This window comes from Acidiphilium sp. AL (assembly GCF_025499445.1).
Classification (GTDB): domain Bacteria; phylum Pseudomonadota; class Alphaproteobacteria; order Acetobacterales; family Acetobacteraceae; genus Acidiphilium; species Acidiphilium iwatense.
This window is the reverse complement of the sequence record NZ_JAIMBZ010000023.1, coordinates 40712-51094: the sequence shown is the minus strand read 5'-3', so window position 1 is coordinate 51094 and position 10383 is coordinate 40712. Positions and strand designations below refer to the sequence as shown.

Annotated in this window: 10 protein-coding genes and 1 tRNA gene; 6 read left to right on the top strand and 5 right to left on the bottom strand. The window is 64.3% G+C overall.

Annotated features, from left to right (window positions below; genetic code table 11):
* Positions 1-260: 260 nt before the first annotated feature.
* A tRNA-Ser gene (locus AiwAL_RS13340) sits at positions 261-350 on the bottom strand.
* A gap of 85 nt (positions 351-435) precedes the next feature.
* Between AiwAL_RS13340 and AiwAL_RS13335 the strand changes: the two genes are divergently transcribed.
* The 4 genes from AiwAL_RS13335 to AiwAL_RS13320 all read left to right on the top strand — a co-directional run bounded on the left by AiwAL_RS13335 (position 436) and on the right by AiwAL_RS13320 (position 5641).
* Positions 436-1416 carry an aldo/keto reductase gene (locus AiwAL_RS13335; RefSeq protein WP_235704115.1) on the top strand — a complete coding sequence of 327 codons (981 nt, stop codon included), beginning with the start codon at positions 436-438 and terminating at the stop codon, positions 1414-1416.
* A gap of 309 nt (positions 1417-1725) precedes the next feature.
* Complete coding sequence (locus tag AiwAL_RS13330; RefSeq protein ID WP_235704114.1) at positions 1726-3492, top strand: ABC transporter ATP-binding protein; 1767 nt, start codon at positions 1726-1728, stop codon at positions 3490-3492.
* Positions 3493-3503: 11 nt separating this feature from the next.
* A complete protein-coding gene (locus tag AiwAL_RS13325; RefSeq protein ID WP_235704113.1) occupies positions 3504-5165 on the top strand; it encodes a M3 family oligoendopeptidase in 1662 nt (553 codons plus the stop codon).
* Positions 5165-5641: a YbaK/EbsC family protein gene (locus AiwAL_RS13320; protein ID WP_235704112.1), complete on the top strand. Its 477-nt coding sequence runs from the start codon at positions 5165-5167 to the stop codon at positions 5639-5641. The genes AiwAL_RS13325 and AiwAL_RS13320 overlap by 1 nt, the downstream gene beginning before the upstream one ends.
* A 7-nt stretch (positions 5642-5648) precedes the next feature.
* Here the strand turns inward: AiwAL_RS13320 and pstA are convergent, their stop codons facing one another.
* The 4 genes from pstA to AiwAL_RS13300 form a co-directional block, all read right to left on the bottom strand.
* Positions 5649-6515: a phosphate ABC transporter permease PstA gene (gene pstA, locus AiwAL_RS13315; RefSeq protein WP_235704111.1), complete on the bottom strand. Its 867-nt coding sequence runs from the start codon at positions 6513-6515 to the stop codon at positions 5649-5651.
* Positions 6499-7473, bottom strand: a complete 975-nt coding sequence (gene pstC, locus AiwAL_RS13310; protein ID WP_235704110.1) for a phosphate ABC transporter permease subunit PstC — start codon at positions 7471-7473, stop codon at positions 6499-6501. The genes pstA and pstC overlap by 17 nt, the downstream gene beginning before the upstream one ends.
* A gap of 55 nt (positions 7474-7528) precedes the next feature.
* The gene (gene pstS / locus AiwAL_RS13305; protein WP_235704109.1) at positions 7529-8602 is read right to left on the bottom strand and encodes a phosphate ABC transporter substrate-binding protein PstS; all 1074 of its coding nucleotides are present in this window, start codon (positions 8600-8602) and stop codon (positions 7529-7531) included.
* A 127-nt stretch (positions 8603-8729) separates the two neighbouring features.
* Entirely contained in the window at positions 8730-9221 is a 492-nt protein-coding gene (locus AiwAL_RS13300) for a hypothetical protein (protein WP_235704108.1), read from the bottom strand.
* A 64-nt stretch (positions 9222-9285) separates the two neighbouring features.
* Here AiwAL_RS13300 and AiwAL_RS13295 point away from each other — a divergent pair, with 64 nt between their 5' ends.
* A complete protein-coding gene (locus AiwAL_RS13295; RefSeq protein ID WP_235704107.1) occupies positions 9286-9831 on the top strand; it encodes a chromate transporter in 546 nt (181 codons plus the stop codon).
* Positions 9828-10343 (top strand): chromate transporter, encoded by a 516-nt coding sequence (locus AiwAL_RS13290; protein WP_235704106.1) that lies wholly within the window; start codon positions 9828-9830, stop codon positions 10341-10343. Before AiwAL_RS13295 ends, AiwAL_RS13290 begins: the two co-directional genes overlap by 4 nt.
* The last annotated feature ends 40 nt before the right edge of the window (positions 10344-10383 follow it).

The following is a 10383-nucleotide window of genomic DNA, read 5'->3' as shown; positions in this document are numbered from 1 at the left end:
GAGCCGCTCGCGCTCTTCGAGGCTGAGCTTCACCACATACTTCTTTACGGCACTTTGTTTCGCGGTCACGAACCATCTCCGTCGTTGCGGAGTCATCGAATCGAAGGTCCGCCGCAAAATCAATGACGGAGGGTACTAGTTACCACATGACGCGTGGGATACCATGCAACAGGATGAGTCGGGGTGCAACAGCAAAACGCCAAAAACCGGCGGGAATCAGCCGGTTTTCATACGTTAAAATATCTGTAAATTCAGGGGGGTGGCGGATGGGGTGGGATTCGAACCCACGATGCGCGTAAACGCATGGCGGTTTTCAAGACCGCTGCCTTAAACCACTCGGCCACCCATCCGTCGTTCGGCTTTTTAGAGTGCTTTGAGGCTGGTCGTAAACCGCCTTCGTGCCTAATTGGAGTGGTTCAGATCAGAGGGATTTCGATGGATTATGTCAATCTCGGCAGCACCGGCCTCAAAGTGTCGCGCATCTGCCTGGGCTGCATGACCTACGGCACGTCGGCCTGGCGGGACTGGGTTCTGGATGAGGCGGACGCCAAGCCGTTCATCCGCCGCGCCTGGGAAGCCGGGATCAATTTCTTCGACACCGCCGACATGTATTCCAAGGGCGCGAGCGAGATCGTGCTCGGCCGCGCGCTGCGCGAGATGGCGGTGCCGCGCGAGCAGGTGGTCGTCGCGACCAAGGTATTCAACCCGATGGGCGAGACACCCAACGAACGCGGATTGTCGCGCAAGCACATCATGCACGCGATCGACGCGAGTCTGAAGCGGCTGGAGCTGGATTATGTCGATCTCTACCAGATCCACCGCTTCGACAAATCCACCCCGATTGAGGAGACGCTGGAGGCGCTCGACGCCGTGGTGCGCGCCGGCAAGGCGCTGCATATCGGCGCCTCGTCGATGGATGCGTGGCGCTTCGCGAAAATGCTCAACGCGTCGGACCGGCGCGGCCTCGCGCGCTTCGCGACCATGCAGAACCACTACAATCTGGTCTATCGCGAGGAGGAGCGCGAAATGATCCCGTTCTGCCGCGACGAGGGGATTGGGCTGATCCCCTGGAGCCCGCTCGCGCGCGGCTTCCTCGCCGGCAATCGCAGCAAGACGGACAAAGGCGAAACGACGCGAGCCAAAAGCGATGAATTCGCCCACACGCTCTATTACGACGAGGGCGATTTCGCGGTGGTCGACCGGGTGAGCGAGATCGCGACGGCGCGCGGCGTGTCCAACGCGCAGGTCGCGCTCGCCTGGGTTCTGGCGCAGCCCGGCGTGACCGCGCCGATCATCGGCGCGTCCAAGCCGCATCACCTGGACGACGCGATCGCCGCGCTCGGCGTGAAACTGACCGATGCGGAAATCGCCCGGCTTGCGGAGCCCTACCGGCCGCATCCGGTGCTCGGGCACTGAAGCTGGAGCGTCGAGGGGTGGGACCCCAATCACCCCATCGACCTCCGAATCGGGACACTGGACACGGCGCTGCCGGCGCGCTATCTTGTTATCCCTGTTCAACACTCAACCAAGGGGGCATTGATGGATATCGCAATTAAAATGTCCCTTGGCGGATACCTCACCGCGCGACCATTGAGCGCCCGTTAGGTCGTCCAGCCTCGCGCCCCGCCGGGCGCGGTCCAATTCCCTGGGTTTTCCTGGCTGCTTTTCAGAGGTGATTCCGCGTTCGCGGGATCGTGTTGAACGATGCCTTCGATCGATAAAAATATGGATTCGCCGTTTCGGGCGGTATTCGGCTTCGTTGCGCACCGCTGGGCGCGTCAGCGCTGGTTGTTCGTTGCGACCGCGCTCGCCATGGTGCTTGCGACTCTGACCGACGTGTTCATGCCGCTCTATGCCGGCGATCTGGTCAATGCGGTGGCGGTGCGCAGTGCCGTCTCGCTGCGTGCGGCACTCGGGGCTCTGGCGACGATCGCGCTGCTGGCGGCGGCGCAGACGGTGCTGCGTTACCTGGCGTTTCGCGCGGTGGTCGCCCTGACGCTCGCGATGATGAGCGCGATGGCCAGCGAAGCGTTCTTCCGGGTGCAGCGCTTCGCGTCCGACTGGCACGGCAATAATTTCGCCGGTGCGATCGTGCGCAAGATCACCCGTGGCATCTGGGCGGTCGACCTGCTGAACGACACGATCCTGATCGCCCTGCTGCCGGCGCTCGCGGTGCTTGTCGGCACCTCGGCGGTGCTCGGACTGCACTGGCCGAGCATGGGCGGGCTGATCGCGATTGGCGCGGTATTCTATATCGGCGTCACCGCGATCCTGTCGCTGCGCTATGTGTCGCCGGCGGCGCAACTGTCGAATCGCTACGATACCGCGATGGGTGCCGCTTTGGCCGACGCGATTTCGTGCAATGCGGTGGTCAAGGGCTTCGCCGCCGAATCGCGCGAGGATGCGACGCTCGCACGGGTGATCGGCAAATGGCGGCGCCGCACACGGCGATCCTGGATGCGCGGCACCAATGTCGGTACCGGGCAGAGTGCCGGGCTGATGGTGCTGCGCTGCGCGATCATCGGGCTGGCGCTGTATCTCTGGTGGATGCGGCGCGCGAGTCCGGGTGACGTGGCGACGGTGATCACCGCGTATCTGATCGTGCTCGGCTATTTGCGCGATATCGGCTACCACATCGCCAATCTGCAGCGCTCGGTCAACGAGATGGAAGATATGGTCCGGCTGGAAGCGCAGCACTTCGGCATCGCCGACCGGCCGGGGGCGATCGACGCGCATATATTGCGCGGCGAGATCGTGTTCGACCGCGTGGGGTTCCGCTATGGCGACCATGTCGCGCCGCTGTTCCGCGATTTGTCGGTGGTGATCGCATCGGGCGAGCGGGTCGGGCTGGTTGGGCATTCGGGATCGGGCAAGACGACGTTCGTCAAGCTGATCCAGCGCCTGCACGATGTGACAGACGGACGAATCCTGATCGACGGGCAGGATATCGCGATGCTGACCCAGGCGAGTTTGCGCGCCGAAATCGCGATCGTCGCGCAGGAGCCGATTTTGTTCCATCGTTCGCTCGCGGAGAACATCGCCTATGGCAGGCCGGATGCGACGGCAGCGGAAATCGAGAACGCGGCGATGCTGGCGAATGCCCATGATTTCATCGTGGGTTTGCCGAACGGCTATCGCACGCTGGTCGGCGAGCGCGGGGTGAAACTGTCGGGCGGCGAGCGGCAGCGCGTGGCGATCGCGCGGGCGTTCCTGGCCGATGCGCCGATCCTGATTCTCGACGAAGCGACCGCGAGCCTCGATTCGGAATCCGAGGCGCTGATCCAGCAGGCGGTCGAGCGGCTGATGACCGGGCGCACGGTGATCGTGGTCGCTCACCGGCTCTCGACTGTGCGCGCGCTGGACCGCATCCTGGTTTTCGATCATGGATCGGTCGTGGAAGAGGGAACCCACGAGGCGCTGACGGCGCGGCAGGGCGGGATTTACCGCCGGCTGTTCGAGCGTCAGGCGTTGGGGCTGATGACGGAACAATGAGGGAAACATCGATGACATTCGACGACATCACCGCAGCGAAACCGAGCCGCGACAGTCTGCGGGCGGCGTATGACGACTTGCACGCAATGCTCGACCGGGGCGCGGTGCGCGAGGCGCTGGCGGCGTGGGACGCGCTGCGGCGCGTGACCGGAACCTGGTCCTCGCTGGTCTATCTGCGCTTTTCGCAGGATACCGCGAATGCGGACTACAAGGCCGAGCGCGAATATGCCGATGAATTGGGTCCGGTGATCACCGAGCACGATACCAGGATCAAGAACCGGCTGCTCTCGCTCGATGCCGCGCCGATTGAGGCGCAATACGGCCGGCACGCGCTGGATATCTGGCGCAACGACGTGACGACGTTCGATCCGGCGATCGCGAAGGATCTCGAGGACGAAGCCAAGCTCGATGCGCGCTATACCGAATTGCTCGCTTCGGCGAAGATCGAGTTCGACGGCAAGACACTCAATCTCGCCGGGCTGACGCCCTATGTGGAGAGTCTGGATCGCGACACAAGGCATCGCGCCGCCGCTGCGCGCTGGGCGTTTTTTGCCGAACACGGTGCGGAACTCGACGAGATTTACGACAGGCTCGTGAAGCTGCGCCACAAGATGGCGACGACGCTGGGCGATGCGAATTTCATCGCACTCGGCTACCGGCGCATGGGGCGGCTCGATTACGGGCCGGAGGGCGTCGCGACCTATCGGCGCGAGGTGCTGGCGCATGTGGTGCCGCTGGTGGCGAAACTGGTCGAGCGGCGCAGGCAGGATAACGGGCTGGATACGCTCTATGCCTGGGACGAGGCGCTGGTCGATCCGAAGGGCAATCCGAAGCCGGATGGCGATCATGATGCGTTGGTGACCAAGGCTAATGAGATGTTCGAGGCGATGGATGCGCGCCTCGCCGGGTTCTATCGCCAGATGAACGAAGGCGGGTTCATGGATTTGAAGAACCGGCCGACCAAGGCGGGCGGCGGGTTCTGCACCTCGTTTCCGGCGTTCGGGATGCCGTATATTTTTGCCAATTTCAACGGCACGCATCACGATGTCGATGTGTTCACCCATGAAATGGGCCACGCCTTTCAGAACTATCAGAGCCGCGCGCAGCCTTCGATGGATTATCTCTGGCCGACCTCGGAATCGGCGGAAATCCATTCGATGAGCCTGGAATTCCTCGCCTATCCGCATATCGAGCCGATGTTCGGCGAGCAGACCGAACGTTACCGGCGGATGCACCTGATCGGTGCGCTGGAATTCCTGCCCTATGGCGTCTGCGTCGATCATTTCCAGCACGAGGTCTATGCTGCTCCCGACGCGACACCCGCCGAGCGCCATGCGATGTGGCGCAAGCTGGAGCAGATATATCTGCCGTGGCGCAACTGGGGCGATCTCGCCTATCCGGCCAAGGGCGGACGCTGGCAGGGTCAGATGCACATCTACGGCGCGCCGTTCTACTATATCGACTACACGCTGGCGCAGTGCTGCGCGTTGCAGTTCTGGGTCAAATCGCAGAAGGATTACCGGGCGAGTTTCGACACCTATGTCGATTTGTGCGGGCTTGGCGGGTCGGCGCCGTTCGGCAAGCTGGTCGAAGCGGCGAAGCTGACATCGCCGTTCGAGCCGGGTGCGTTGCAAGCGGTGGTCAGGACCGCCGAAGCGACGCTCGCGGTGTGATGACGGCGCTGGATCATCCGGTCGAGCGGGTGCGCGCCGCACTGCGCTCAGCCGGTCTGGCCGATGCCATCAGCGAATTTCCCGAGGGCACCCGCACCGCTGCCGGTGCCGCGGCGGCGATCGGCTGCGGCGTGGCGGAAATCGCCAAGTCGATCGTGTTCCGGGCGGGCGAGGTGCCGGTGCTCGCCATCGCCTCGGGGGCGAACCGTGTATCCAAGGCGAAACTCGCTGGACTGGCAGGGGCAAAACTCGAACCGGCCGGGCCGGATTTCGTTCTGGCGGCGACCGGATTCGCCGCCGGCGGGGTTTCGCCGCTCGGCCATCGCGAGTCGGTGACGATATTCATCGACCGTGATTTGATGATGTTCCCGGTGATCTGGGCGGCGGCGGGATCGCCACATCACGTGTTTCCGATCGCGCCGGCGGCGCTGGCCGAGCTGACCGGCGGCGTGGTGGCCGATATAAGGCAGGAATAACGGCGCGTTAGATCCGCCGACGCAGCACGATGCGCACGCCGATATTGATCGCGAGAACCACCAGCATGACCAGAAGGGCGGCGGCGAAAGCGAGGGCGTGGGCGGATTTGTAGGGCTGGTTGATGAAGGTCCAGATCACGTAGGTGAGGTAGCCGATCGGCTCGTGGGTCAGCTTGCCGGTCCAGAGATAGTTCGACCAGCCGGCGGTCTGGATCAAAGGTGCGGTTTCGCCGACCGAGATGGCGAGGGCGAGCAGCGCTCCGGTGATCACGCCGGGGAGCCCGGCCGAGAGAACGATCTTGAAGGCGACGGTGCGATCCTTCGCCCCCAGCGCATAGGCGGCTTCGCGCATGGTGATCGGCACGCGCCGGAGCGAGAGTTCGGTGATCCGCGCGAGATAGGGCACGATCATGATCGCGAGCGTGATCGACCCGGCCAACGCCGAGAATTGCCAGCCGAGCCCGATCACCAGGGTGATGTAGGAGAAATAGCCGAGCACGATGGATGGCACGCCGGTCAGCGTATCGGACAGGAAGCGGATCACCGAGCCGAGCCGGTTCTGGCCGTATTCCGAGAGGTACATCCCGGCGCCGACGCCGATCGGCACCGCGAAGATCAGGGCGCCGAGCGAGAGCACGGCGGTGCCGACGATCGCGGCCAGCAGCCCACCCTTCACGCCGTTGCTCGACGTGGTGAACAGCTTGATCGAGAAGGCCGACGCGCCCTTGATCGCGATGGTGAGCACGAGATCGAGCAGAGGGACGGCGATCAGGAGAAAGGCGAAACCGCACAGAACCCAGCCGGCGGCACTGAGCGCCCGGCGGCGGGTTTCCAGCGCGGAGCGCTTTCCCTTGGTATCAAAGGTTGCGGACAAAGGTTGCTCCCCGCACCAGAACCCGCGCGGCGGCGTTGACCGCGAGGGTGATGACGAACAAGACGAGCGCGATTTCCGCCAGCGACTTCACCGCCATGTTGGTAGGGTCCTGCAAGGCGCTGTCGAGCTGCGAGAGAATGAACGACGCCATGGTGCTGATCGGGGTGAAAATGGTTCCCGGCAGGTAGTTCAAGGCCCCGCCGGAGACCATGAGGACCGCCATGGTCTCGCCCAGCGCGCGGCCCAACCCAAGCACCACGCCGCCGATCAGGGTGACGCGCACGGTGGGCAGCATCGTCTTGGTGACGACCTCGAACCGCGTGGCGCCGAGGGCGACCGCTGATTCGCGCAGTTCGCGCGGCACCTGAAGCAGCGCGTCGTATAATGTGGTGGCGATGATTGGGGTGATCATCAGCGCGAGCACGATCGAGGCGGTGAGCAGGCCGAAGCCGCTGCCGGTGCTGTTGTTGATGTTGAAAAACGGGATGAAGCCGAGAATCGCGGTGATGCCGGGGCCGATATCATGCGAGATCAGCGGGGCCAGGACATAGATGCCCCACAGGCCGAACACCACGCTCGGCACCACCGCGACCAGCTCGACCAGCATGGACAAGCCTGGGCGCAGCCGGGCGGGAACCGCTTCGGCGAGGAAAATCGCGGTGCCGACCGCGACCGGCAGGGCGAACAGGATCGCCAGGAACGAGGAAAACAGCGTGCCGACGATGAAGGCGAGAATGCCGTAATCGGCGCCGATCGGCACGTGGTAGCCGCGACTGACCACCGGATTGGCATACAGATTGCCGAGGCTCCAGTTGATCGTGCCGACGAAGCGCACACCGTTATAGAAGATAGCCTGCCAGGCATATTGAGCGAGAAACAGGACGATGAAGATCAGGGCCGCCGGGATGACCATCGCGATGGCGGCGAGGCAAAGGCGGAACGGGCCGGATCGTTTCATGCGCGCCCTTTAATCGAGAACGCCCCTCCGGCAAAGCCGGAAGGGCGCACGATGGTCAGTGGATCTTGGCGATCTGCGCGGCGGAGAGCTTGCTCACCGCCGGCGGCAGCGCCTTGAACTCGACCTGCTTGAGGAAATGCGGAGCGTTGCCCTTGGTGCTCGCCCAGGTGAGCAGGGCCTTCACTGCCTTCGCCGTCGCGGCGTTGTGCTGCTTCGCGTTCACGATCGCGTATTCGTAGTTGATGATCGGGTAGCTGTCCGCGCCGGGGGCGAAGACCAGGCTGATGCGCTCATCCTTCGGCGTCTTGCCGACGAGCTGGTCGGCGGCGGCGCTGATCGTTTTCGCGGTCGGCAGCACGAACTTGCCCGCCTTGTTCAGCAGCATCGCCTTGCCGAGCTTCGCCTGCTTCACCTGCTGATGGAACGATACGCCGATATAGGCGATGGAATAGGGGTTCTGCTTGAGCGCCTCGACCATGCCGGGATTGCCCTCGGCACCCAGCCCGCCCGGCACCGCCGGCCAGGAAACCGTGGTGCCGTAGCCGACCGAGCTGTTCCACGAGGGCGTGGAGAAGCTGAGATACTGGCTGAAAATGAAGGTGTCGCCCGAACCGTCGGTGCGGTGCACCGGGATGATCTTGTGGTCAGGCAACTTCAGGCCGGGGTTGAGCTTCTCGATCGCCAGGGCGTTCCACTTGCCGATCTTGCCATCATAGATGCCGGCGAGCACCGGGCCGGACAGCTTGAGATGCCTGTTGTTCAGGCCGGGCAGGTTGTAGTTGATCGCCTGGGCCGAGATCGCCAGCGGAATGTTCAGGATGTCGGGGTTCTGCTTGATCTGCGGGTCCGACATATAGGCGTCCGACGCGCCGACCTGCACGACGCCGGAAATCGCCTCGGCGATGCCGGTGCCCGAGCCGGTGCCCTGGGTGGTGACCCTGATGCCCGGATGCGCCTTCTCGAAATGCGGCACCCAGATGTTGAACAGCGGGTAGAGCAGGGTCGAGCCGGTCTCGACCAGGGTGACGTTCGCCGCCTGGGCGACGCCGGCCCCGAGCCCGGTGACCAGCAGCGCGGCAGCGCCGGCGCGCAGCAGAGTGGAGCGCCGCAGTTTGAAATCGGATCGCACGGTTGATCTCCCATGTCGGTTGCGATGATCGTCGGATAAACCTGCGGGGTCGTAACAACCCCTGCGGCGGCGTCTAAGCGATCCGTCATGACAAGGCGACGGGGTTTTGGTGAAGCTTTTATGACATTCAAGATTCCATCACGGTCTCGCGAGACGATGCGAGCCCGGCACGGATGCGGGATTCGATGAGATCGACCGGGGTTTCCAGCCCGCCATAGCGGATCGCGCGACGGGTGCGCTTGCCGGTTTCGCCTTTGAGGTGGAGCGTCAGGGAAGATTTCGTCGCGTGTGCGGCAGCGATCCCGCTCCAGGGATGGTGTTCGGATTCGCCCGGCCGGGACAGCAGCAGAATGCCCTCCTTCCCGATCACCGCGCGGGTGCGCACGGTCCGGTCGGCATGGCGCCGGCGCAGCGATTCGACCGAGCCGAACAAGGCGATGATACCGGCGATCGGCAGGAGCAGTGCCGCGATCGACAGGAACGGGCTCGGCACCGCGACGCGGACGAACAGGATCGGCCCGATGATGCCGAGGGAAGCGATCATCAGCGCGATCGGCAGCGGCGGCGAGGTGGGCGGCGGCCCGGCGCGGAGCGGCAGTTCGGAGGGAGCATCGACCATCGCGCAAACCTGCCAAGTTTGCCAAAGATTGTCGATTGCGACCGGGTGCCTGTAGCTTGGCGGCATGCCGGTCGAGTCGCAGCGTCTGACCCATGCCGAGATGTTCCGGGGGTTTTTCATCGCCGGACTGTCCGGGTTTGGCGGCGTGCTGCCGTTTGCCCGGCGAATCGTCGTCGAGCGCAGGAAATGGCTGACCGAGGCGGAATTCGCCGATCTGTTCAGCCTGTGCCAGTTCCTGCCGGGGCCGAACATCGTCAATTTCGCCGCCGCCTTCGGGGCGCGGCATCGCGGGATCTCCGGTGCTCTGACGGCGACGGTGGGGCTGCTCGCGGCACCGATCGTCATCGTGCTGATCCTGGGCACCCTCTATGAGCGGTTCGGCACGCTGCCGGTGGTGCATCACGGGCTGGGCGGGCTCGCCGCCGCGGCGTCCGGCCTGATTCTCGGCACCGCGCTCAAGATCGCCGGACCGTCACTGCGCCATCCGGCGACGCTCGGCATCGTCGTTTTCGCATTCGTCCTGTTCGCGGTGCTGCGCCTGCCCTTGCCGCTGGTGATCGCGATTGCGCTGCCGGTTTCGCTGGGCCTTGCCGTGTTCCGGGTGAAATGATCCTGTTGGCACTTGTTCTGCTGTTCGCCGAGATGTCGCTGCTCGCGATCGGCGGGGTTGCGAGCACCTTGCCGGCGATGGCGCGCGCGGTGGTGGCGCGGCACTGGCTGACCGCGCCGCAATTCGCCGCTTTGTTCGGTGTGGCGCAGTCGAGCCCTGGGCCGAACATGCTGATCGCGACGCTGATCGGGCTGCATGTCGCCGGAATTTCCGGCGCGCTGGCCGCTTCGGCGGCGATGATCGCGCCGTCGAGCACGCTGACGGTTCTGGTCTCCGGCCTGTGGGAGCGGTTTCGCGCTGCGCACTGGCGGCGAGTGGTGCAGGCGGCGATCACCCCGATCACCGGGGGCCTGCTTCTGGCGGCGGCGAGTTTCCTGATCCGTGCTGCCGATCACGACTGGCGCGCGGCGGCGATCACCTTGGTGGTCGCGCTGTTCACGCTGAAAAGCCGCGTCCATCCGCTGCTGCTGCTCGCCGGCGGCGCCCTGATCGGCGTTCTTGGCTATGCTTAAAATCAGCAAAACGTAGCGTCAGCTCGTTTTGCTGCCACCT

Coding starts and splice junctions, on each gene's coding strand:
- AiwAL_RS13290 (WP_235704106.1), top strand. CDS start 9,828: ATGATCCTGTTGGCACTTGTTCTGCTGTTCGCCGAGATGTCGCTGCTC.
- AiwAL_RS13295 (WP_235704107.1), top strand. CDS start 9,286: ATGCCGGTCGAGTCGCAGCGTCTGACCCATGCCGAGATGTTCCGGGGG.
- AiwAL_RS13300 (WP_235704108.1), bottom strand. CDS start 9,221: ATGGTCGATGCTCCCTCCGAACTGCCGCTCCGCGCCGGGCCGCCGCCC.
- AiwAL_RS13335 (WP_235704115.1), top strand. CDS start 436: ATGGATTATGTCAATCTCGGCAGCACCGGCCTCAAAGTGTCGCGCATC.
- AiwAL_RS13325 (WP_235704113.1), top strand. CDS start 3,504: ATGACATTCGACGACATCACCGCAGCGAAACCGAGCCGCGACAGTCTG.
- AiwAL_RS13320 (WP_235704112.1), top strand. CDS start 5,165: ATGACGGCGCTGGATCATCCGGTCGAGCGGGTGCGCGCCGCACTGCGC.
- AiwAL_RS13330 (WP_235704114.1), top strand. CDS start 1,726: ATGGATTCGCCGTTTCGGGCGGTATTCGGCTTCGTTGCGCACCGCTGG.
- pstC (WP_235704110.1), bottom strand. CDS start 7,473: ATGAAACGATCCGGCCCGTTCCGCCTTTGCCTCGCCGCCATCGCGATG.